The following is a 23,517-nucleotide window of genomic DNA, read 5'->3' as shown; positions in this document are numbered from 1 at the left end:
CGCGGCCGGTGCGCGACGCGATGTCGCACCCTTACCCATGCCGCCACCGGCAGCGATCGCCTGGACGGGCTGCGGTGCACACAATCCGGGCACAGCCATGGCCTATGCTTGGCGCTTATCACTTTGACCCGTGCGCGCATGAGTACTGTCCTGTCCGATCCAGCGGCCGAGCCCCTGCCGTGTGCGCCCAAGCCGCCGAGCGAGGCCTTGCGCCTGCAGGCCCTGCGCAGCTACGGCATCCTCGACACCCCGCGCGAGGCCGCTTTTGAGGACATCACCAAGCTGGCCTCGATCATCTGCCAGACCCCGATCGCGCTGATCAGCCTTGTGGATGCGGACCGGCAGTGGTTCAAGAGCGAGCGTGGCATGGGCGAACGCGAGACACCGTTGTTCAAGTCGATGTGCGCGCATGCCCTGCTCGATAACGACGTGCTGGTCGTGCCCGACACCCGCGAAGATGCGCGCTTTGCGCGCAACCCGCTGGTGACCGGCGAATCGCCGCTGTATTTCTATGCCGGTGCGCTGCTCAAGACCCCGGACGGCCTGCCGCTGGGCACGGTCTGCGTGCTGGACCGGCAACCACGCCAGCTCACCGACGAACAGGTCGATGCACTGCGCGCGCTGGCGCGCCAGACCATGGCCCAGCTGGAGTTGCGCCGCGCGTTATTGATCGCCGAAGAATCCAACCGTTACCGCAGCCGTCTGATGGCCATCGCCGGCCACGATCTCAAGACCCCCCTGCGCACGGCCGCCTATGCCATCGACAAGATGCGCCGGCATGCCAACGTGGACACCATTCCCACCCTGGTCACCGCGCGCGATGCGATCGGCACCGTGGCGCGCAGCCTGGACGAACTGGCCGCATTGGCGGCGGCCAGCAAGTCGGCCAGCCCGGATCTGCAGCCGCTGGCGCTGGAAGACGTGATCCACGCAGTGCTCGGCGTGTGGCGCCAGCCGGCCAGGGACAAGTGCCTGGCGCTGCGGCATGTGCCCACCTCCCTGCGCGTGCGAAGCCATTCCACCTTGCTGACCACCTTGATCGGCAATCTGGTCGGCAATGCAGTCAAGTACACCGAACGCGGCCAGGTGCTGGTGGGCTGCCGGCGCCGTCCCGGCCATGCGGTGGTGGAAGTCATCGACAGCGGCATCGGCTTGAATCTGGAGCACCCCGAAGACGTGTTCCAGGCGTTCCGCCAGGCCGACCCGGGCAGCGACGGCCTGGGCATCGGCTTGTGGATCGTGCATCGCACCGCCGAAACGCTGGGCTGCCAGGTCGAAGTGCGCCCGCGCCCGAGTGGCGGCACGCGCTTTTCGGTCACCATTCCACTGGCCTGAACAAAAAATGGCGGACCCGGGCTCCCGTCCCGGATCCGCCACCAAGCACGCCAGGTCTCTCCCCAGGGACCCGGGTGCGCCAGTCGTTCAAGTCGCGCAACACGCGATGGCGAACGACAGCGCCAGCAACCTCTACGACCTTCCGAACAGACCGGCCAAGCGATGGATGCCGGGCCGGCCCTGCGCCGTCCACCCCTAGACGTCCGGGAGTGTCGTGCATGGTTGCTATAAGGGTTTACGACATCGCCGGGCGCAACTTGATGGCTCTGGCCGACGCCGCCTTGACGGCCCTGACAGCGCGAGGGGAAATCACCGACAGTGAGGCTGTGCTGATCCAGCGCGGTGTTTGCAGACCATTGATTTCGAAAGAGATTACGATTTGCTAGTGCGCTGCAGTGCAGCATTCGCAAGGACCGACGCGTCCTGCTGCGATCGTCGCCAACTGGCCGCGCAATCACTCCATCCGCTGCCGCGACACCCGCAGGCAACGCCTCCTGCTTGCCGGCTAGATCTCCGACACGCCCTCATCCTGGCGTGCGAACCACGCCGCCGAATGCACTTCGGCATCGGCGGCCTCCAGTGCCTGGCGCAGGACCACCAACGGCAGTTGCAGGCGCGTCTCGCCCAGTTGCACGCCCACCCACAGCGATTCGTCCTGCGGATCGGCCAACACCGTCAGCACGGTCTGGTCGCGGCCTTCCACATGGGCCCACAGCTCCAGCTGCATGCCGCCGTCCGCATCGGGTGACCACACACGGCTGAGCGCCGGGCGAAGCACTGCTGTCATGGAGCACCTCGTTGGTTGAGGCAGCCAGCATGCCACCGGCCGCGCGCGTCTGCCGCAACGCGTTCGCGTGCAGCGACACGGGCCAATTCCGGCATCAGCTGGTGATGGTCTGGGTCAGCGCTTCCCAGGTCGGCGGCAGCGACCAGTTCGGCGCCTGGTTGCCGTCCAGCACCCGGCGCAGGTCGCGCTTGTCGATCTGTGGTGCCAACACATGCACCAGGTCCAATGCGTAATCGCGCAACACGCGGTCGCGCGGCAGCACCGCCCAGGCGATGCACTCGGCGATCGGCGCCGGGGCCGGCCACGCGCGCAGATCCTCGTCGTTGGCACTGACGGCCATTTCGGCCACCAGCCCCACGCCCAGGCCAGCACGCACGTAGGTCTTGATCAGGTCCGCATCCAGCGCGGTCAGCGCAATGCTCGGCTCCAGGCCCACCTGCGCAAACGCCCGCTGCAGCGACGAGCCCGCGCGCGTGGAGGATTCGTAACTGATCAGCGGGTGCGCAGACAGCGCCTGCATGTCCGGCGCCACGCGCGTGTCCAGCGCATGCCCGCGCGGCACGACTACCAACCGGCGCCAGCGGTACAGCGGCACCGCGATGCCGGCCGTGGGCTCGCCGCCCGCGGTGCTGACCACGGCAATGTCCGCATCGCCCTGGCTGAGCAGATCCAGCGCCGCGCTCTCGGCCGCCTGCTGCAGATGCACGCTCACCTGCGGGTAGGCCTGCTTGATCTGTGCCACCGCGGGCGGCAACACGAAGCGCGCCTGGGTATGGGTGGTGGTCAAGGTCAGCTGGCCCTGGCTTTCGCGGCGCTGGTTGGCGGCGTAGGTGCGGATGTTGTTGGCTTCGGACAGCACCGCGCGGGCACGTTCGATCACTTCCACGCCGGCCGGGGTCACCGCATCCAGGCTGCGCCCCTTGCGCACGAACAGCAAAAAGCCCAGCTCGTCCTCCAGCTGCTTGAGCTGTTTGGACAGGCCCGGCTGGGTCGCGTGCACACGCGCCGCGGCCAGCGTGATGTTCAGCTCGGCATCGGCGATGGCAACCAGGTAGCGAAGTTGGGTCAGCGTCATGGGCTTATGTCCAAAAAAGCGCGAGGCGCTACAAGGGCTTCGACTGTAGAGGAGTTCGGCGGGCCAGCTTATAACCGAACGCTATTTTTAGGACGCATGAAGTCATTTCCGACGGCTATAAGCCCGGCGTTACGGTCTGGCCCTCTCCTCGAAGCCCCCGGTCCGTGACTGCCTTGTTCCCGCTCCTTGCCGATCTGCGTGGCCGTGCCGTCCTGGTGGTTGGCGGCGGACGCGCTGCCGAACGCGCCGCCGCCAGCCTGCTGCAGGCCGGCGCGGTGCCGCTGGTGGGCGCGCCGGAACTGACACCCGCGTTGCGCGGCTGGGCACAGTCCGGGCAGGTGCGCTGGCTGGTGGGCAGTTTTGACCCACAGTGGCTTGCACTGCCGGACCAGCCGGTCTGGCTGACCATTGCGGCCAGCGATGTGCCGGCAGTGAACGCTGCCTTGCGCAGCGTCGCCGGCGCGCAACGGCTGCTGATCCATGAGGCCGCGCCCGCAGCCGCAGCCTTGCCGCCCATCGCCAGCGAACCATCGCCGGCAGCAAGCCGCCTCACCCTCACACCCGGCAGCGTGGCGCTGGTCGGTGCCGGCCCGGGCGACCCCGGCCTGCTCACCCGCAATGCAGTGCGCGCGCTGCGGCAGGCCGAGGTGATCCTGTACGACCGCCTGGTCAGCCCGCAGATCCTGCGCCTTGCGCAGCGCAAAGCGCGCTGCATCGAAGTGGGCAAATCCGCCCAAGGCCACAGCACGCGGCAGGAGCAGATCCATGCGCTGATGCTCGAACATGCGCGCGCCGGGCGGCGCGTGGTGCGCCTGAAAGGTGGCGACCCGTTCGTGTTCGGCCGCGGCGGCGAAGAGCTTGAATTCCTGCACACGCACGGCATCGGTTTCCAGGTGGTGCCCGGCATCACTGCCGCAGTGGCCTGCGCCGCCTACGCCGGTATCCCGCTCACCCACCGCGACCATGCCCAATCGCTGCGCCTGATCACTGCGCACTGCAAGGATTCGCTGGACACGCTGGACTGGCACGCGTTGGGCCAGGAGCGGCAGACGCTGGCCTTCTACATGGGCGTGGCCGGCCTGGACAGCATCCAGCAGCGCCTGCTGCAGGCCGGCCGCGCCGCGGATACGCCATTTGCGCTGGTCGAAAATGGCTCGCGCCTGGAACAGCGCGTGGTCACCGGCACCTTGTCGCAGCTGGCCGCCACCGCGCGCTTGCATGCGGTGCGCTCGCCCGCACTGTTGATCCTGGGCGACGTCGCCGCGCTGTCGCAGTCGCTGCACTGGTTCGGCGCCGCGCCGCTTACCGGCCAGCCCGCGCACTCACCCATCGCAACGCCCCACGCGCCCACACTCGCCCACGCAGCCTGATTCCGACGGAGACCCCATGGCCCTGTACGACAACATCCTCGACACCATCGGCCGCACCCCGGTGGTCAAACTCAACCGCCTCGCCCCGGACCACGTGTCCCTGTACGTCAAGGTCGAGTCGTTCAACCCGGGCGGCTCGGTCAAGGACCGGCTGGCGCTGGCCATCATCCTGGACGCCGAACAACGCGGCCTGCTCAAGCCCGGCGACACCATCGTGGAAGCCACCTCCGGCAACACCGGCGTGGCGCTGGCCATGGTCGCTGCCGCGCGTGGCTACAAGTTCGTCGCCACCATGGTGGAAACCTTTTCGATCGAGCGCCGCAAGCTGATGCGCGCCTACGGCGCCAAGGTGATCCTGACCCCGGCCGCCGAGCGCGGCAGCGGCATGGTGCGCAAGGCCAAGGAACTGGCCGAACAACATGGCTGGTTCCTGGCCAGCCAGTTCGCCAACCCCGCCAATCCGGCCTACCACCGCAACACCACCGCCGCCGAGATCCTGCGCGACTTCGCCGGCCACCGGCTGGACCATTTCGTCACCGGCTGGGGCACCGGCGGCACCCTCACCGGCGTGGGCGAAGTACTGCGCGTGGCCCGCCCGGAAGTGCGCATCACCGCCACCGAGCCGGCCGGCGCCGCGCTGCTGCAAGGCCAGGACTGGAAGCCGCACAAGATCCAGGGCTGGACGCCGGACTTCGTGCCGGAGGTGCTCAACCGCGAGGTCGCCCACGAAATCCTCAGCGTGGAAGACACCGACGCGATCAGCGTGGCTCGGCGGCTTGCCGCGGAAGAAGGCATCTTCACCGGCATCTCCGGCGGCGGCACCGTCTCCACTGCCCTGCGGGTGGCCGAAACCGCGGTGCCGGGCGCGGTGATCCTGGCGATGCTGCCGGATACCGGCGAGCGCTACTTCTCCACGCCATTGTTCGCCGACATCAACGAAGGCTCGGACGACGATTGGCTGGCCGGCCTGCCCTGATCGCAGGCAGCTTGACGTCAGCGTTTCTTCCCAAAGGCCGCGCCCGCCAGCGCGGCCTTTGGCATGAAGTGTCCTGCGATTTGCGTCGCGCCGCGGCGCCTCCGCCTCCCGCCGATGTCAAGGAAACGTTACGATGGCGGTTGTTCTGCAGGGAGAGAAGGCGTGAGTAACCGGCCGTATGGACACAGCGATACCCGCAGCGGGCGGGCGCCATGGCTGGTGAAGATGACCTCCCCGGCGCATTTCGCGCTTGCCCTGGGCGCCGGCGCCTGGCTACAGCAGGCCTTTGCGCTGCCGCTGCCTGCCCCCACACCGCTGGCGTGGATCGAATTGGCCGGCGGCGTGATCGCCTGCGCCGGGCTCGCGCTGGCGGTGAGCTGCTTCATCCTGTTCGCGCGCCGACGCACCACCATCATGCCCAGCGGCCATCCCTCGCGGCTGGTGCTGGACGGCGCGTACCGCTTCACCCGCAACCCGATGTATCTGGCGCTGGTCCTCAGCTACATCGGCCTGTGCCTGCAGCTGGGCCTGCTGTGGGCGGTGGCGCTGGTGCCGCTACCGTGGCTGGCCTTGCAGTGGTTGGTCATCCCGTTCGAAGAAGCGCGCCTGCGCGACGAGTTCGGCCGCGCCTACAGCGATTATTGCGCCCGCGTACGCCGCTGGCTTTGAGCCTAGCGGTACACGTTGCCGCGGCGGCTTCGCGTGGTTGTCATCCCATTCGAAGAGGCGCGCGTACGCGACCATTTCAGCCACGCCCGTAGCGATCACTGCGCATGCGTTCGCCATTGGCCTTGAACCTGCGGGCGCACGCCAAATCGGTTCCGATTGAGCGAACCGATTGCCAGCGCTGTTAGCGATGACGCCGACAGTCGACGCACGACAAGCACTCCGGCATCGCATTCTTTCAGCGCCTAAACTCCGCACGTCCCTACAGTGCATTGATGCCTCCCTTACGTCGTATTTGGACCGTTTCACCACACGACTTCGATGCCTGTCATAGGCCAGACCAATCGTTCGTCGCGACACGGTGCAGACAGCGCGTTTGGCACGCTGCAGGTCCTTCGGCGCAGCCCGCCATGTGGTCGCATCGTGTGAGATGAATGGCCCGTAGCGTGAGCGTCCCGCAGCGCCTGATCCATCACGCGCTCATCATGCAAATCCCATAACTATCGCGCTATGAGAATCGAAGTCTGGCAAGGCGACATCACCCAACTCGACGTTGACGTCATCGTCAACGCGGCCAACGAATCACTGCTGGGCGGTGGTGGCGTCGATGGCGCGATCCATCGCGCCGCAGGCCCGCGCTTGTTGGAGGCCTGCGAGGCGTTGCCGGAAGTGCGCCCAGGCGTGCGTTGCCCCACCGGCGAAATCCGCATCACCGATGGCTTCGACCTGAAAGCGCGGCATATCTTCCACACGGTGGGACCGGTGTGGCGCGACGGCAAGCACAACGAACCGGAACAGCTCGCCAACTGCTACTGGCAGTCGCTGAAGTTGGCCGAGCAGATGATGCTGCACTCGATTGCGTTTCCGGCCATCAGCTGCGGTATCTACGGCTACCCGCTGTACCAGGCGGCACGCATTGCCGTCACTGAAACCCGCGACTGGCAGCGCTCGCACAAAGTGCCCAAGCACATCGTGCTGGTGGCCTACAACGAAGCGACCTACAAGGCCTATCAGCAGGCGCTCGCCACGCAGGAAACCGCTGCTGCCTGAGTGGAACGACTGCAAGCGTAATGTTTTCAGACAGGCGCCGCAGGGCGCCTGTCTCGCTTTGTAGGCGGAACAGTCTTGCTTGTGATGCACTTTGTACTGCCCCATGCACATGCATGCAGGAACAGCTGCGGCGTGAGCGAGACGAGTGCAAGCGAGCTGCTTCCCAAAGATGGGCCACGGTGGTGTGTCTTGCGTCGTGCAGGCGCCGTCTTACCTGAGACGAACCTTGCGTGCAGGTGCAGGTGCAGGTGCAGGTGCAGGTACCGTAGTTCGCACGCGTGTCTGTCAGTGCAGACAACGGCCTCGCGTCACGACAGTCGCGCGTTGCAAACGCAAGCGTCGCGACAAAAGCTGCCCGCCATCCAAATTGGCGAACCCAAACACAAGACGCCGGCCTCACGGCCGGCGTCTTGTGTGCATGATGCAGCCTCAGCGGCGGATCAGCCCTTCCACTTGCCCAGTGCAGCCAGGCCGTTTTCCTTGGCGCGCTCGTAAATGATCTGCTGCGCCTTGGCGTAGTTGCCGGTCATGTCCTTGGACCACAGCTTCAGTGCAGCCTGCTGCATCGCGCGGCCATACGAGAAGCTCAGCGGCCACGGCAGGTTGCCCAGCTGGTGCATCTCGTTGAGGTGCGCGGTGGACTGCTCGTCGGTCTGGCCGCCGGACAGGAACACGATGCCCGGCAGGATCGCCGGCACGGTCGACTTCAGGCACATCACGGTGGACTCGGCCACTTCTTCGACGCTGGCCTGCTCTTCGCAGCTCTTGCCGGAGATGACCATCGAGGCTTTCAGGATGGTGCCTTCGAGCACAACGTTCTGCTCATACAGCGCACCAAACAGCGAGCGCAACGTGGCTTCGGTGACTTCGTAGCAGGTCTCGATGTCGTGGTCGCCATCCATGATCACTTCCGGCTCCACCATCGGCACCAGGCCTTGTTCCTGGCACAGCGCGGCATAGCGGGCCAGCGCATGCGCATTGGCCTCGATGCAGGTGCCGGACGGAATGTCTTCGCCGATGTTGATGACCGCACGCCACTTGGCGAAGCGCGCACCCAGGGTGTAGTACTCCTCCAGACGTGCACGCAGGCCGTCCAGACCTTCGGTCACCAACTCGCCCGGCATGCCGGCCAGCGGCTGCGCGCCCTTGTCGACCTTGATGCCCGGGATGATGCCGTGGTCGGCCATGTACTTGGCGAACGGCACGCCGTCCTTGGTCTTCTGATGGATGGTTTCGTCGAACAGGATGGCGCCGGAGATGTAATCGCTCAGCTTGGGCGTGGTCAGCAGCAGTTCGCGGTAGGCACGACGGTTTTCTTCGGTGTTCTCAATGCCCACGCCGGAAAAGCGCTTGGCGATCGTGCTGGTCGATTCGTCGATGGCGATGATGCCCTTACCCGGGGCGACCATGGCCTGGGCGGTTTCGGCAAGCTGTTCGATGCTCATGTAGTTCCTGTGGCAGCTGCGGGGGAGAACGAAAGTATAGCGACGAAAGTCGTAGACATTCCTTCACGGAATGCCTGCAACCGATTACACGTTGCAGCGTGCTGCGCGATCTGTGGCAGGGCTCGCATCGTGGCGTGCAGCGCGCATGGCCACATGCCGCATCCCACGTCGATGCGGCATGCGCGGCACGCAACTCCAAGGGCTTGGCAGGGCATTAAACGCGGCGTTTACCTGCTGATCGGTCCTGTGTCCGTGCAGCCTGCACCACAGTTGGGCCGCGAGATTGCATGCACATGTCCGTCAGCCACGCTGCGGAGACGTGCAGCGCAGGGTGCGGCATGGGCGAGCGAGGCATGCGCATCGGCCACACAGCACGACGGCGGCACATGGCCGCCGTCGTGTCACTGCAGGCTGCGTGGGGCGCGTCGCACATGTCTGCATGCACGACGCGCCCACCGCCAGCTGTTCTACAGCTCGCCCAGACCGCTGGCGCGGCCGTCTTCGCCCACTTCCAGCAGACGCAGCGTGTTGGTGGCGCCATGGGTTTCCATGTGCTCGCCGCTGGTGAACACCACGCGGTCGCCAGGCCCCATGCGCTCGTTTTCCACCAGCAGGCGGATCGCGGCGCGCGCGGCTTCGCGCGGGGTCAGGCCACGGCTGTCGAAACCGATCGGGAACACGCCACGCATCATCGCCATCTGGCGACGCGCGCCGTCATGACGGGTGAATGCATAGATCGGCATGTTGGAACGAAAGCGCGACAGGTAACGCGGCGTGCCGCCGGATTCGGTCAACGCCACCACGCCGCCCAGACCGATGTGCTCGGACAGGAACATGGTCGCCATTGCGATCGCCTGGTCGGCGCGCTGCAGGTTGCGTTGCGCCGCTTCGAAGTCGGTATCGAACTCGAACTGGTGCTCGGCGCCCAGGCAGATGCGCGCCATCGCTTCCACTGCACGCACCGGGTACGCACCGGCAGCGGTTTCGGCCGAGAGCATCACCGCATCGGTGCCGTCGATGACCGCGTTGGCCACGTCGAGTACTTCGGCGCGGGTCGGGATCGGGCTTTCCACCATCGACTGCAGCATCTGGGTGGCGGTGATCACCACCTTGTTCTGCGCCAGCGACTCGCGAATGATCTTCTTCTGCAGGCCCGGCAATTCGGCATCGCCGATTTCCACGCCCAGATCGCCACGCGCCACCATCACCACGTCGGAGGCTTCGACGATTTCGACCAGGTTCTCGATCGCTTCGGTGCGCTCGATCTTGGACACCAACTGCGCATCGCAGCCGTGCTGCTGGGCGATCTGGCGGGCGTCGTGCATGTCCTGCGCGTTACGGCAGAACGACACCGCGATGAAGTCCACGCCGATCTTGGCGACGATGCCGATCAGTTCCTTGTCGCGCTCGGTCAACGCGCCCAGCGACAGACCACCGCCCTGCTTGTTGAGGCCCTTGCGGTCGGACAACACGCCATCGTTGAGCACGGTGGTGACGATGCGCGCGCCCTGCACGTCGGTGACCTGCAGCTGCACCAGGCCATCGTCGAGCAGCAGCACGTCACCGGCGGTGACATCCTGCGGCAGGCCCAGGTAGCTCACGCCCACCTGATGCTGGTCGCCGGCCGGCGCATTGACATCGGCCACCAGGTCGAAACGATCGCCCATGGTCAGCTTGATCTTGCCTTCGGCAAAGCGCTCGATGCGGATCTTCGGGCCCGGCAGGTCGGCCAGGATGCCCACTTCGGCGCCCACGCGGACGGCGGCGGCACGCACTTCGGCAGCGCGCTTGGCCTGGCCGGACGGGTCGCCGTGGCTGAAGTTGAGGCGCACCACGTTGACGCCCGCCTTGAACAAGGCGTCCAGCACACCAGGCGGATCCGTGGCCGGTCCCAGCGTGGCGAGGATCTTGGTGCGGCGTTGACGTTCTTTCATGATGGCCTCCCTGTAAAAGCCGCGAAACTTAACACACGCGTCACGTACCGAGGATGGCATTGCGGCATAGCCTCCCTCCTTTTCCGGCATGTCTCACAGACAGTGCGGGACAGTACGTACGCTTTCGCAGCATGTTGCCGCGCACGGCAGCAGGCTGCGGGTCGCCACCGTACGCCGGTGGCAGTGAAGACGCGCCGCGCTAGGCGCGGATCAGCCCGCTCAACTCGGCTGGTGTGCGCGCAAGCGCACCGGCGCCGGCAGCGCGCAGTTCGGCTTCGTCGCCGAAGCCCCACAACACGCCGATGCTGTGGATGCCGTGGTGGTTGGCACCATCGATATCCATGCGACGGTCGCCGATCATCACGCAGCCGGTCTTGTCGATCTGCAGGCGACGCAGCGCTTCGGCGATCAGGTCCGGCTTGAAGCGGCGCGCACCATCTTCGCTGGCACCGATGACGTCTTCGAAACACACCCCGAACGGCAGGTGCTCGACGATGCGGCGCGCGTAGCGCTCGTTCTTGGAAGTCACCACGGCCAGCCGGTGGCCGGCACGGTGCAGGCCGGTGACCACATCGCCGATGCCGTCGAACACGCTGAGCTCGGTCCAGCCCACCGCGTCGTAACGGGCGCGATAGGCGGCCAGCGCGCGCTGTACCAGGTCCGGATCCTCGGGGAAGCGCTCGCTGAAACTGTCGCGCAGCGGCGGGCCGATCCAGGCGCGCAACGTCTGCGGGGAAGGCCGCGGCTGACCGACCTCGTCGAAGGCATGCACGATGCTGCCGACGATGCCGGGTTCCGAGTCGACCAGCGTGCCGTCCAGATCGAAGAACAGTGTGGCTGCACTCACTGCCCGCGGGCCTCGAGCGCGGCAACCGCCGGCAGGGTCTTGCCTTCCAGAAACTCCAGGAACGCGCCGCCGCCGGTGGAGATGTAGGTGACGTCCTTGGCGATGGCGTATTTGTCCACGGCCGCCAGCGTGTCGCCACCACCGGCGATCGAGAACGCCTTGGACGCGGCGATGGCACGCGCCAGGGTCTCGGTGCCATGGCTGAAGGGCTCGAACTCGAACACGCCGACCGGGCCGTTCCAGACCACGGTGCCGGCGTTGGCAATCAGCTCGGCGTAATGCGCGGCGGTCTGCGGGCCGATGTCCAGGATCAGATCGTCGGCGTCCACCTGGTCGAGCGACTTCACGCTCGCCTCGGCATCGGGCAGGAACTGCTTGGCCACCACTACGTCGGTGGGCAGCGGAATCTCCGCGCCGCGCGCCTTGGCATCGGCGACGATCTGGTTGGCGGTCGGGATCAGGTCCGGCTCGCTGAGCGACTTGCCCACGTCGTGGCCGGCCGCGGCGATGAAGGTATTGGCGATGCCGCCGCCGACGATCAACTGGTCGACCTTGTTGACCAGGTTGGCCAGCAGTTCCAGCTTGGTCGAAACCTTGCTGCCGGCCACGATCGCCAGCAGCGGCTTGGCCGGGTTGTCCAGCGCCTTGGCCAGCGCGTCGAGCTCGGCCATCAGCAGCGGGCCACCGGCAGCCACCGGCGCGAACCGGATCACGCCATGCGTGGAGGCCTGCGCCCGGTGCGCGGTGCCGAAGGCATCCATGACAAACACATCGCACAGCGCGGCGTACTTGCGTGCGAGCGCTTCGTCATCCTTGCCCTCGCCCACGTTCATGCGGCAATTTTCCAGCAGCACCACCTGGCCCGGCGCCACGTCCACGCCATCGACCCAATCACGCACCAGCGGCACGTCCACGCCCAGCAGGGTGGTCAGACGCGCGGCCACCGGCGCCAGCGAATCTTCCTCGCTCCAGGTGCCTTCCTTCGGGCGGCCCAGGTGCGAGGTCACCATCACCGCAGCGCCCTTTTCCAGCGCCAGCTTGATGGTGGGCACCGAGGCGGTGATGCGCTGTTCGGAGGTGATCTGGCCGTTGTCGATCGGCACGTTGAGATCCTGGCGGATCAGCACGCGCTTGCCGGAAAGATCGAGGTCGGTCATGCGGACAATGGACATGGGCTCAGCTCGCTAAGTCGTTGGGGGAATGGGAAATGGGGAATCGAAACAGCTGCAGGCATGCAGCGCGCTGACGACCACGCGCTGTGCTGGCAAGGGAACGGATGGCGCGTTGCAGGCTGCCGGCGCGCCACCGCGCAGACGCGCGGTGCGTTTCACAGGCGCCGTCGCCGCAGAGGCGGGTGGCGCGAACTGTGGTCGGTCGAACACGACGGGCAATGCGGCTGCCTTGGCGACGGGGGACGCCCATTGTCGGACCTTCGCGCCGCAGCGGCAAACCCGCAACGGCGCATCGCCATCAGGCATCGCGGTTGGCGCTGGCACTGCGTAACAGACTCACCGCAAAACCACCGACCACCACGCCCCCCCCCACCAACAGCGCCCACAGCAGCCAGCGCTTCCAGTCACGCGGCACCGCGGCCGGTTGCAGCGCTGCCTCGCCTGCCAGCGGCTGCGCCGCGCCGGCGATGCGCGCGGTGGCCGGCTGCCATTGCGCGCCGCGTTCCTGGCGCAAGGCGGCAAGCATCGAGGTCAAGGGCGCGTCGGTGCGCTGCGCACGCGCACTGCCGGCTACCAGCGCGTACGGCGCTTGGCCTTGGGTAAGAAACACTAGCCGCTCCGGCTGATAGCCCACCCGCAGCGTCGGCACACCGGTCCGGCGGCCTTGCGCGGCCAGCAATCGCCACTGGCGGTCGCGGACGCTGCCGCCGGACACTGGCTGCGGTGGCGAGGCGGCCGCGGCGCTCCCCAGCCGATAGCCCAGCCACGGCCCGGCACGCTGCAGCCAGGGCGCCTGGTCGCCATCGCGGCTTTCGACGACCCATTCCACGGCCTCGGCACGGGCGCCCTGCACATCCACCTGTGCAATCGGGAATCGCCCCGGCAAGGTGTAGACCACCCGCGTTTCCTGCGCGGTGCCCTGCAGGTCGAGTTGCTGCCACTGCGCAGGCGCGGCAGCGCCTTCCAATTCCAGTTCCACCTGCGTCAACGCAGGCAGCGCGCCGGAGACCTGCACCAGGCGCAAATAGCGCGCGCCCTGTTCCAGCGCGATGCGCCGCTGCTGCAAACGCTGGCCGTTGTTGTCCAGCGCCATCACCGTGGCGTCGGCTGCGAGCACGCGCCAGTCACGCAGATCGTCGCTGCCTTCCACGCGCAGCTGCGCCTGCACCGGCGTGGTGCCGTCCCAGTCGAGCCACAATGCGCGTGGCGCCTCACGCACGCCGCTGGCATCCACCAGCCAGCCCGGGCCGGCACCGTCGCGCGTGGAAGCGCCTGTGGCCACCCGGCCTTCGAGCCGGCGGACCGCGCCGGACGCATCGCGCTCGGCAATCAGTTGCAGGTCGCCCCTGGTCGCTTCGGCGCCGGCCGGCAACGCAAACACTGGCACGCGCTGCCGCCGTGGCGCCGCCTGCGCCGCTACTTCCGCGGGGAGCAGCGCTGAGGGCATCTCGTCGCCGCGTGCATCGAGCACGGCCACGTCGCGCAGTTGCGCATCGCGCGCCGCCCGGTACACCGACCCATCCAGCGTCAGCTGATACATACCGGCATCGGACTGCGCGACCTGCAGCGGCCATTGCTGGACGAAATCACTCCGCAGATCGCCGGCCTGCACTGCCCCGGCGATGCCTGCCACTGCCAACGGCAGCCAACCTCGAATCCGCATCACACACTCTCCTCGGCAAGTGGCGCCTGACGCGGCGGCGCCGGTGCCAGATAGCCAACCACGGTGCACAACAAGCCATAGGCCATGAACGAACCGATGCCCAGCAGGTTGCCCAGATGCTGGCGGTCCACCAGCACCAGTTTGGCCAGCACCAGTCCCATCAGTAGCGCACCACCCAGCCACAGGCCGCGTTGCCCGCGACGCGAGCCGATCACCCAACCCAGCACGCCCAGCACGCTCCACACGATGGTCAGGCTGGTCTGCGACAGCGTCGCGCCCAGCAGTTGCGTGTCCCAGGGCACCGCGCCCCAGTGATGCACGCTGTGCAAGGTGCTGCCGGTGAGCAAGGCCCAGCCCAGCACGCCCAGCGCAGTGACACGCCAACGCTGCAGCAGCACCGGGGATTGTGCCGACCAGGCCCAGCGTGCGAGCAAGGCCAGCACCGCCAGCTGGGCCAGTTCGGCCGGATTGAGCAGCGGCAGCCACGGCAGCGGCGATGCGCTCACCGGATCCAGCAGCACCAGCACCCAGCCAATGCCCAGCACGCCGAACACGCAACTCAGCAGTGCAGTGCGGGCAGGGGCGAAGCTCGCCCCCTGCGGCCAGGCAATCCAGGACCAACGCAGCAGCCCAAGCGCCGCCACGATCAGCCACGGCGCAGCGAGCAATGCGCAGCGCCAGCCGTTGGCCAGCAGGAAGGCGTCGGCCAGCCAGGCGGCGCCCAACGACACCACCAAGGGCCACAGCAACCACCAGATGAACTGCGCAGCGATCGCGCCGGCACCGTGCTGCATGCGCAGGCACCACAACGCCCGCGCGCCGGCCACGGCGAACGCCAACCACGCCAGCGCGCCCCAGTGCGCGAACGGTTGGGTATGCGCATGGCTCTGCCACAGTGCCAGCGGCGCAGCCAGCGCCAGCCCGGCCATGACCGTCCAGACCAGCGCAGGTTCGGGCCGACGGCGATGCACCTCGGCCGCCAGCCAGACGGTCAGCGCGACGAAGCCCAGCAGCAGGTCCGGCTCGCTACGCAGGTCGCCGGCAAAGCGCAGGATCTCGTGCACACCGCACAGCGTCCACCAGCCCAGGCCCCACAGATACGCCACCAGCGCGCGGCGCGGGTGCCCCGCATCGCGCAGGAACCAAGCACTGGCCCAGCCAGCCAGCGCCAGCAGCAAGGTGCTCATGCAGGTGGCATTGGCAACCGCTACGCTGTCGTAGCGCCACGCATCCACGCCGAAGGCCACACCGATCGCAGCCAGCACCTGCAAGCCCACACCGCTGACCTGCGAGAACCGCCGCTGCTGCCGCAAACCCAGCCACAGCAAGCCGACGCCTTCCAGTGCGAACACGCTGGCGGTGGCACGCGCCGACAACGCCAACGGCACCGCCAGCGTGGCAAAGCCCACGGCCAGCATTGCGTGCGCCTCGCCCAGCAGACGCGTCGCCGGGCGGCGCAGCAACCATGCGGCCAGCGCCGCATACAAGGCGGCCACCGCCAGCGCGCACAACGCCAGTGGCAGGCGGTCGCCCTCCAGCAGGCGCGCCTGCAACGCGAACGCGACCAGCGGCGTGCCGAACAACAGGCTGCCATCGATCAACTTGCCGGCACTGCCATCGCCACGCCGCGCGTGCAGCACCGGGATGGCCACATACATGGCGAAGAACAACAACAGGAACGGCTCGGTCGTGGCGAACTTCGCCGGAGCGTACTGCAGCGCACCCCACAACGTGCCGATGCCGAAGGTAAACGCGAATCCGAGCAGATTCAGCACCCGCCACGGGCGCACCCAGGCAACTGCCACGATGCCGGCATTGAGCACCGCGTAGTAACTAAACAACGCGACATGATTGCCGCTGCCACTGGACAACCAGATCGGCGCCAGAAAGCCCGCCAGCACGCCCAGAACGGCCAACGTGCGCGAATCCTGCAGCACGGCCAGCACGCACATGCCGGCAATCAACACCACGCTGATGCCCATCGCCAGCCCGGCGCCGAGCAACCCGTACAACTTGAACGCAGCGAACACGGTCAACAGCAGGCCACCGATGGCACCGCCCTGCAACGCCAGCGCAAAGCCGGGCCGCACCGTGCGCTGCCGCCAACCGAAGACCAGGCCGGCCAAGGCCACCACACTGATGCCAGCCAGGCGCAGCTCGACCGGCATGCGCATCCAGCCCTGATCGCTGGCGTATTTCAGCAGCGACGCGACGCCGGCCAGCAGCACCAGCATGCCCACCTTGACCGGCACATTGCCTTCGGTGAACCAGCGCTTCAGCGCACTGGCGGCGCGCTCGATCGCATTTGGCGCCGGTGGTGGAGTCGGTGCGGATGGCGGCTGTGTTGGCTGCGCCGATGCAGCGACCGGCGACGGCGTACGCGCGACAGCCTCGGAGACACTGGCACTGCTGCGCGCGGCAAGCGACGGATCCATGCTGTGCGACGGTGGCGGGACCGGTGCGGTGGCGCGCGGTACCGGGGCCACTGCCTCTGTCGGCATGCTGACCTGTGAGGGCACCGGCTGCTGATCGTCAACCGGTGCGTTAGGCGCTGCTTGCGCGGGCGCGCCTGCACGTGCCGCAGCTGCCGGCGCCGCAACGCCCTGCCACTGCGCGACCCGCTGCTCCAGCTCCCAGACCCGCCGCTGCAGTCTGCCCACCCACACCAGCGCTATCACCAGCCCAACCGGCAGGGCCAGGACCGCAAGGCCCACCATTACGATGATCGATTCCACCTGTCCCCCACCCCGGCATCCGGCCGGCTGCGCGAACCATACAGGCTGCGGCCACGCATTGGCAGCACCGCACGCGGTGTAGAGTCATCAGGGCCTTAGTGCGCGCCTCACCGTAAAACGCCAACCACACGCATAAAAAAACGCCCGGATGACCGGGCGTTTTTTTATGATTATTCGCGGTAACCGCTGTCGTTCTTGTTATGGATGATCCAGATCAGGTTGCCGCCGGTATCCATCGACTTGCCGGCAAACACCAGACGGCCCTGGCCCTTGTAGGCCATCTCGTACCGGTAGCGGTCACCGCCGAAGAAGAACGGAATGAACGCCTTGCCAGTCACGTACGAACCCTGGTCATTCGGCTGACCGATCAGATCGGTGACCTGCTTCATCGGCATGCCGATCTGCAACTGCGTGAACTTGCTGCCCGGCGCAGGCTTACCGGTGATTTCGCCCTCGTAATCGTTGACGCCCTTGACGGTCTCACCGTAGCCCGCCTCGACATCGGAAGACTTGATCACTTCGCCATCGGCATTCATCCAGGCCGGCGTACCGGTCTGCTTCTTGGCTGCCCAGCTGGTGGACGGTACCGCACACGCAATGACAACGCCGAACGCCAGCGCGCCCGCAAGAAACTTATTCATGTCTGTATCTCTCTATCCATGGAGTTCCCCGATCCTTCAACACGACACGGGAACGGCCGCCGTGCCCGCAAATTAGCGCACGTGATGCCGATAAAGTCCACTTCGGGCAGCCACATATGTGCGCTGTACCAAGCGCTGCCGGCAGAGAAAGACGCAGAAAACAAAAGCCCCAGCAAGCTGGGGCCTTTGCGACAACATCAGACGGCAGTGCTTACTTCGCCACAACCCGCACCATTTCCAGGCACTTGTTGGAGTAGCCCCACTCGTTGTCGTACCAGGACACCAGCTTGACGAAGGTGGAATCCAGCGCGATGCCGGCGTCGGCATCGAACACCGAGGTGCAGGTCTCGCCGCGGAAGTCGGTCGCCACGACCTTGTCTTCGGTGTAGCCCAGGATGCCCTTCAGCGCGCCTTCGCTCTGCGCCTTCACCTCGGCGCAAATTTCGGCGTAGGTGGCCGGCTTTTCCAGTTCAACCGTCAGGTCGACCACCGACACGTCAGAGGTCGGCACGCGGAAGCTCATGCCGGTGAGCTTCTTGTTGAGCTCCGGGATCACCACGCCCACCGCCTTGGCCGCACCGGTGGAGGACGGAATGATGTTCTCCAGGATGCCGCGGCCGCCGCGCCAATCCTTGTTGGATGGGCCGTCCACGGTCTTCTGGGTCGCGGTCGCGGCATGCACGGTGGTCATCAGGCCACGCTTGATGCCCCACTTGTCGTTGATGACCTTGGCCAACGGCGCCAGGCAGTTGGTGGTGCACGAGGCGTTGGAGACGATCGCTTCGCCCTTGTAGGTCTTGTCGTTGACACCGTAGACGAACATCGGCGTGTCGTCCTTGGACGGGGCCGACAGGATCACCTTCTTGGCGCCCGCGTCGATGTGCTTCTGCGCGGTTTCCTTGGTCAGGAACAGGCCGGTGGACTCGATCACCACCTCGGCGCCGACCGCATCCCACTTGAGGTTGGCAGGGTCGCGTTCCTGGGTAAGGCGGATCTTCTTGCCGTTGACGATCAGCGTGTTGCCGTCGACCGACACCTCGGCCTTGAAGCGGCCGTGCACCGAGTCGTACTGCAGCATGTACGCCAGGTAGTCGGGCTCGAGCAGGTCATTGATGGCCACGATCTCGATGTCATTGGCGAAGTTCTGCACCGCAGAGCGCAGCACGTTGCGTCCGATGCGACCGAATCCGTTGATGCCAACCTTGATTGCCATGTTCACTAGCTCCTGCGGCCGCGACAACGCGGCGGATGGAAAGGGGCGTTCATTCTAGCAGCGTCCCACACCGGCGACGGTGCCCGGACAGGCGCTGCGACACACCGTTCGACCCGCGGCACATCACGCAGAACACACGCTCCGCTGGCACCGGTGCGCAGGCCGCAAGGCTTGGTCCGGCAGGCACGCGCCCAGTGCGCACCAGTGCCTACCGCAGGACGACGGCACGCACCGCTGCAGTGCACCGTCAACGGACTTGGCAGGAGTGCGGGCAGCCGAGGCAGATCGGAGCGGCAACTCCAAGGTCCTTTAGTTGAGGCCGCATACCCGAAGCGTCGCCACGCCCAAGCCCACCCTGCGACCGACACCCCAGAAACCGTTTGATTCTCCCCACAACCAAGACGGACGGCTCACTCAAAAATACGCCGCCCGGCATATTCACGACTATGCCGAACAGCAGAATTTACACCCTCCGCGGATTTCGATATTGGGCTCGCCCACTGAGGCAACCCCCATCACTCAACGGAGATACCCCATGCGTCGCACCCTGTTCTCTCTGGTTCTGGCTCTGGCTGCCACCCCGGCGCTGGCTGGCGGCGTGATGCACTACACCGACAAGGCTGCGCTGCCCGCCGATGGCGAAGCGCGCGAAGTGGCTGCGCTGTTCGACACCTGGAACGCGGCCCTGGCCACCGGCAACCCGCACAAGGTAGCCGACCTGTACGCCCCGGACGGCGTGCTGCTGCCGACGGTCTCCAACGAAGTGCGCGCCTCGCGCGAGCAGATCGAAAACTACTTCGAGATGTTCCTGACCAAAAAGCCGAAGGGCGTCATCAACTACCGCACCGTGCGCCTGCTCGATGACGACAGCGCGGTGGACGCGGGGGTGTACACCTTCACGCTCACCGACAAGAACGGCAAGAAGAGCGATGTGCAGGCCCGCTACACCTTCGTGTACGAAAAGCGCGACGGCAAGTGGCTGATCATCAACCACCACAGCTCGGCCATGCCGGAAGTGGATACCGCCACCGCGTCGGTCAGCAAGACCAAGTAAGCCGGCCAGATCGACGCGGCCCGTCGCGTCATTGCCGCAGCGTTCGGCCCCCTCCCCGCTGAACGCTGCGCCCGGCGCAGGCAACGCGCATGCCCTGCATTCCTGCACCAGATATCCGCACCGTCGCTGCATGCGCAGCACCTGATTGATCAGGATCAAGGCAGCAACGGCGCGCACGTTCAAGACTTCGCTCACTCCTACAACGACACGAGACCCTCATGCGCAAGCGTTCCACTGTTCTGTTCGCAGCCCTGGCTGCCGCCTCGGTCAGCGCACCCGCACTGGCCCAATCCAAGGGTGACTGGTTGCTGGGCGTCGGCGCCCATCAGGTGGCGCCCAAGTCCGATAACGGCAGCCTGGCCGGCGGCACGCTCGACGTGGATGTCGGCACCGATATCCGCCCGACCATCACCGCCGAATACTTCATCGCCGACAACTGGGGCATCGAGGTGCTGGCGGCACTGCCATTCGAGCACGACATCAACATCCGTGGCCTGGGCCGCGTGGGTAGCACCAAGCACCTGCCGCCGGTGGTGAGCTTGCAGTACCACTTCAACAGCCAGGGCAAGGTGTCGCCATTTGTCGGCGCGGGCATCAACTACACGCGCTTTTTCAGCACCGAAACCAGCGGCGCACTGGCCGGCAATGACCTGGACCTGGACGCCTCCTGGGGCCTGGCGGCACATGCGGGCCTGGACGTGAAGATCAGCGACCGCGGCGCGTTGCGCGTGGACCTGCGCTGGATCGACATCGACAGCGACGCCAGCCTCAATGGCAACCGTATCGGCACGGTCAACATCGACCCGCTGGTCTACGGCGTGGCGTACGTGCACCGGTTCTGAGGACGGCGACGCGCGTGGCGCTTCTCTGGCACACTTGACGCCCAGGGACGTGAATCCACCGCCGGAGTTGCGGACAGGTAGGTGCACGTCGACCGCCTGTCCGACTTACCGGGGATTCCATGAGCACGCTTATCCGCACCGCCCTCGCCATCGCTTTGGCCGCTTCGGCCACTCCTGCTTTTGCCCAGTCGGCCGGCCATTGGACGACCGGCTATGGCGCGGGATACGTCTCGCCCAAGTCCGAAAGCGGCGACTTCGCTGGCGTCCGCGGCGAAATCAAGGGTGCGCCCGCGCTGTCGTTCACCTACGAATATTTTCTGCGCAACAACCTCGGCATCGAGGTGCACGCCGCCGTCTCGGGCAAGCACGACCTGGAGCTTGCGGGTCTCGGCAAGGTGGGCAGCTACTGGTCGGTGCCGCCGAGCGTGCTGTTGCAGTACCACATCAACGGCTATGGCACGGTGTCGCCCTTCGTGGGCGTGGGCATCAACTACACCACCTTCCTGGGTGAAGACACCGACGAAGCGCTGGGCAATGGCGATATCCGCTTCGACGATTCGGTGGGCGCCACCGCGCACGTGGGTGTGGACTTCATCTTCAACGAGCGCAGCGGCCTGCGTGTGGATGCACGCTGGACCGATTCGTCCAGCAACGTCGATTTCAACGGCACCCGCCTGGGCAAAGCGCGGATCGATCCGCTGACCTATGGCGTGTCGTACCTGGTCTATTTCTAAGAACAGCATCAAAACGACTGCGCAACCGCCAGGCGGGCGCGGCCTGTGCTTGGGATCGGCATGTACCCCCGTGCACTCCGGTCCCTCCGCGCCGGCCGCACCCACCTGACGACTGCGCGCTACGTTTTGTAGCCGCTTTAAGCCGCGCGTCGCGCAGGCCGGGTGCCTGCGCGAATGGGCAAACGCTGCAATCCGCCTTACAAATGCGGCGCGTACAATTCCGGGATGAAGACCTTCTCCCCGTTGTTGTTGACGCTCTCCGTGTGTGCAGCCGCGCTGCAGCCCACCACCGCACTGGCCTGGGGCCCGCAGGGCCACCGGCTGGTGGCGCGTATTGCCGAAACCGAATTGACGCCGCAGGCGCGCGCGCAGGTCAGTCAGTTGCTGGCAGGCGAAGCCGACCCCAGCCTGGCCGGTGTGGCGACCTGGGCAGACGAGCTGCGCGCCAATGATCCGGACCTGGGCAAGCGCTCGGGCCCCTGGCATTACGTCAATCTCGGCGAACACGACTGCGGCTATGTACCGCCGCGCGATTGCCCGGATGGCAACTGCGTGATCGCTGCGCTGGAGCAGCAGACCGCCGTGCTGGCCGATCGCAACCAACCGTTGGCCGCACGCCGGCAGGCGCTGAAGTTCGTGGTGCATTTTGTCGGCGACATCCATCAGCCAATGCACGCCGGCTATGCGCACGACAAGGGCGGCAACGATTTCCAGCTACAGGTTGCCGGCAAGGGCAGCAACCTGCACGCACTGTGGGACAGCGGCATGCTCAATGACCGCCACCTCGGCGACGATGCCTATCTGAAAGTGCTGCTGGCCTTGCCGGCAACCACGCCCACCTCGCCGGCACTACCGCCACCAGGCGCGGCCTGGGCGCAGGCGTCGTGCCGCATCGCGATTACGCCCGGCGTGTATCCCGACGCGCACGTGCTGCCACCGACCTATATCACCACCTATCGCCCGATTGCCGAAACCCAGCTGCGTGCAGCGGGCGACCGGCTGGCCGCGCTGCTCAATGCGGCGTTGCGCAGCCCCTGAGACGGAGATACCGATGCAGCCGCAGGTCCTTGCGTTCTTCCATGCCGACAGCAACACCTTTACCTACGTGGTTGCCGATACGCGCACCGGGGTGGCCGCGGTGATCGACCCGGCGCTGGACTACGCTGCCGACACCGGCGCGATCACCACACAGGCGGCGCAAGCCATTGTCGATGCCGTACAGCAGCATGGCTGGCAGGTGCAGTGGTTGTTGGAAACGCACGCACACGCCGATCACCTCAGCGCCGCGCAATGGTTGAAGCAGCATTGGCCGGACGCGCGGGTCGGGATCGGCGAAGGCATTACGCAGGTCCAGCAGACGCTGGCGCCGCACTACGCGTTGCCGCCCGGGTTTCGTGCCGATGGCGCGCAGTTCGACCATCTGTTTGCCGATGACGAGCGCTTTGCGTTGGGCGCGATTGCCTGCCGCGTGATTGCAGTGCCCGGGCACACCAGCGACAGCATCGCCTACCTGATGGGCGATGCACTGTTCCCGGGCGACTCGCTGTTCATGCCGGACGCGGGCACCGCGCGGTGCGACTTCCCCGGCGGTGACGCGCGCCAGCTCTATGCATCGATCCAGCGCTTGTACGCCTTGCCGGATGCCACGCGCTTGTTCGTGTGCCATGACTACGGCCCGGGCGGGCGGGCGATTGCACACGCGACCACCATCGGCGAGCAGCGCCGCAGCAATATCCATGTGCGCGATGGTGTGGACGTGGACGCATATGCGGCGCAACGGCAAACCCGCGATGCCAGCCTGCCCGAACCCAAGTTGATGGGCCCGGCGCTGCAGGCCAATCTGCAGGCCGGCTGGCGCGGCTGAGTGCAGTGCGTGCGGCCTGCGCGCGATGCTTCTTTCGGGCCGATGGTTTTCTTCCGTTCCTAAGAACCTGTTCACGATCTTCTGAGTAATAGTGCCAAGAAGGCCAAATGGATG

The 23,517-nt window shown here is 66.4% G+C and carries 20 protein-coding genes and 1 other RNA gene; 11 read left to right on the top strand and 10 right to left on the bottom strand.

The genetic code is table 11. From position 1 onward, the window contains the following. The first annotated feature begins 138 nt into the window (after positions 1 to 138). Positions 139 to 1,335 carry a GAF domain-containing sensor histidine kinase gene (locus QRM60_RS10450; protein ID WP_228876663.1) on the top strand — a complete coding sequence of 399 codons (1,197 nt, stop codon included), beginning with the start codon at positions 139 to 141 and terminating at the stop codon, positions 1,333 to 1,335. A gap of 505 nt (positions 1,336 to 1,840) precedes the next feature. Here the strand turns inward: QRM60_RS10450 and QRM60_RS10445 are convergent. Beyond that, the gene (locus QRM60_RS10445) at positions 1,841 to 2,122 is read right to left on the bottom strand and encodes a hypothetical protein (RefSeq protein ID WP_042594959.1); all 282 of its coding nucleotides are present in this window, start codon (positions 2,120 to 2,122) and stop codon (positions 1,841 to 1,843) included. A gap of 94 nt (positions 2,123 to 2,216) precedes the next feature. Then, entirely contained in the window at positions 2,217 to 3,197 is a 981-nt protein-coding gene (locus tag QRM60_RS10440) for a LysR family transcriptional regulator (RefSeq protein ID WP_285446150.1), read from the bottom strand. 164 nt (positions 3,198 to 3,361) lie between these two features. Between QRM60_RS10440 and cobA the strand changes: the two genes are divergently transcribed. From cobA to QRM60_RS10420, 4 genes are all read left to right on the top strand, one after another. Next, positions 3,362 to 4,567, top strand: a complete 1,206-nt coding sequence (cobA, locus tag QRM60_RS10435; RefSeq protein WP_285446149.1) for a uroporphyrinogen-III C-methyltransferase — start codon at positions 3,362 to 3,364, stop codon at positions 4,565 to 4,567. A gap of 16 nt (positions 4,568 to 4,583) precedes the next feature. Further along, on the top strand, positions 4,584 to 5,543 hold the full coding sequence (cysK, locus tag QRM60_RS10430; protein ID WP_011038289.1) for a cysteine synthase A: 960 nt from the start codon (positions 4,584 to 4,586) through the stop codon (positions 5,541 to 5,543). A gap of 162 nt (positions 5,544 to 5,705) precedes the next feature. Next, entirely contained in the window at positions 5,706 to 6,212 is a 507-nt protein-coding gene (locus tag QRM60_RS10425; RefSeq protein ID WP_116923619.1) for an isoprenylcysteine carboxylmethyltransferase family protein, read from the top strand. Positions 6,213 to 6,719: 507 nt separating this feature from the next. Beyond that, the gene (locus tag QRM60_RS10420) at positions 6,720 to 7,259 is read left to right on the top strand and encodes an O-acetyl-ADP-ribose deacetylase (RefSeq protein ID WP_012437526.1); all 540 of its coding nucleotides are present in this window, start codon (positions 6,720 to 6,722) and stop codon (positions 7,257 to 7,259) included. A 440-nt stretch (positions 7,260 to 7,699) separates the two neighbouring features. Here the strand turns inward: QRM60_RS10420 and QRM60_RS10415 are convergent, their stop codons facing one another. From QRM60_RS10415 to gap, 8 genes are all read right to left on the bottom strand, one after another. Beyond that, complete coding sequence (locus QRM60_RS10415) at positions 7,700 to 8,704, bottom strand: class I fructose-bisphosphate aldolase (protein ID WP_285446148.1); 1,005 nt, start codon at positions 8,702 to 8,704, stop codon at positions 7,700 to 7,702. A 467-nt stretch (positions 8,705 to 9,171) separates the two neighbouring features. Next, positions 9,172 to 10,638 (bottom strand): pyruvate kinase, encoded by a 1,467-nt coding sequence (gene pyk / locus QRM60_RS10410; RefSeq protein WP_014508780.1) that lies wholly within the window; start codon positions 10,636 to 10,638, stop codon positions 9,172 to 9,174. A gap of 199 nt (positions 10,639 to 10,837) precedes the next feature. Beyond that, on the bottom strand, positions 10,838 to 11,485 hold the full coding sequence (locus tag QRM60_RS10405) for an HAD family hydrolase (protein WP_042594960.1): 648 nt from the start codon (positions 11,483 to 11,485) through the stop codon (positions 10,838 to 10,840). Then, on the bottom strand, positions 11,482 to 12,657 hold the full coding sequence (locus tag QRM60_RS10400) for a phosphoglycerate kinase (RefSeq protein ID WP_103700599.1): 1,176 nt from the start codon (positions 12,655 to 12,657) through the stop codon (positions 11,482 to 11,484). Before QRM60_RS10400 ends, QRM60_RS10405 begins: the two co-directional genes overlap by 4 nt. 298 nt (positions 12,658 to 12,955) lie before the next feature. Beyond that, entirely contained in the window at positions 12,956 to 14,320 is a 1,365-nt protein-coding gene (locus QRM60_RS10395; RefSeq protein WP_285446147.1) for a DUF3999 domain-containing protein, read from the bottom strand. Beyond that, positions 14,320 to 17,055, bottom strand: a complete 2,736-nt coding sequence (locus tag QRM60_RS10390; RefSeq protein ID WP_285446146.1) for a DUF2339 domain-containing protein — start codon at positions 17,053 to 17,055, stop codon at positions 14,320 to 14,322. Before QRM60_RS10390 ends, QRM60_RS10395 begins: the two co-directional genes overlap by 1 nt. A 170-nt stretch (positions 17,056 to 17,225) precedes the next feature. Next, entirely contained in the window at positions 17,226 to 17,696 is a 471-nt protein-coding gene (locus QRM60_RS10385) for a hypothetical protein (protein WP_011038298.1), read from the bottom strand. Between the two features lie 211 nt (positions 17,697 to 17,907). Beyond that, positions 17,908 to 18,909 (bottom strand): type I glyceraldehyde-3-phosphate dehydrogenase, encoded by a 1,002-nt coding sequence (gene gap / locus QRM60_RS10380; RefSeq protein ID WP_011038299.1) that lies wholly within the window; start codon positions 18,907 to 18,909, stop codon positions 17,908 to 17,910. Between the two features lie 535 nt (positions 18,910 to 19,444). On the opposite strand from gap, the gene QRM60_RS10375 reads away from it, so the two are divergent. The 6 genes from QRM60_RS10375 to QRM60_RS10350 all read left to right on the top strand — a co-directional run bounded on the left by QRM60_RS10375 (position 19,445) and on the right by QRM60_RS10350 (position 23,403). Further along, positions 19,445 to 19,963: a calcium/calmodulin-dependent protein kinase type II gene (locus QRM60_RS10375; RefSeq protein ID WP_011038300.1), complete on the top strand. Its 519-nt coding sequence runs from the start codon at positions 19,445 to 19,447 to the stop codon at positions 19,961 to 19,963. 218 nt (positions 19,964 to 20,181) lie between these two features. Beyond that, entirely contained in the window at positions 20,182 to 20,805 is a 624-nt protein-coding gene (locus QRM60_RS10370) for an OmpW family outer membrane protein (protein WP_228877438.1), read from the top strand. A gap of 119 nt (positions 20,806 to 20,924) precedes the next feature. Then, the gene (locus QRM60_RS10365; RefSeq protein WP_285446145.1) at positions 20,925 to 21,539 is read left to right on the top strand and encodes an OmpW family outer membrane protein; all 615 of its coding nucleotides are present in this window, start codon (positions 20,925 to 20,927) and stop codon (positions 21,537 to 21,539) included. 60 nt (positions 21,540 to 21,599) lie between these two features. Continuing rightward, positions 21,600 to 21,673, top strand: a non-coding RNA gene (locus tag QRM60_RS10360) — sX9 sRNA. Positions 21,674 to 21,764: 91 nt separating this feature from the next. Then, a complete protein-coding gene (locus tag QRM60_RS10355) occupies positions 21,765 to 22,577 on the top strand; it encodes a S1/P1 nuclease (RefSeq protein ID WP_285446144.1) in 813 nt (270 codons plus the stop codon). Between the two features lie 13 nt (positions 22,578 to 22,590). Next, positions 22,591 to 23,403, top strand: coding sequence for an MBL fold metallo-hydrolase (locus QRM60_RS10350; RefSeq protein ID WP_285446143.1), 813 nt, complete (start codon positions 22,591 to 22,593; stop codon positions 23,401 to 23,403). The last annotated feature ends 114 nt before the right edge of the window (positions 23,404 to 23,517 follow it).

The sequence above is a fragment of the Xanthomonas sp. fls2-241-TYG-148 genome (assembly GCF_030208815.1).
Taxonomy (GTDB): domain Bacteria; phylum Pseudomonadota; class Gammaproteobacteria; order Xanthomonadales; family Xanthomonadaceae; genus Xanthomonas; species Xanthomonas campestris.
The sequence above is the reverse complement of the archived record's forward strand: the minus strand, read 5'-3'. Positions and strand labels throughout refer to the sequence as shown.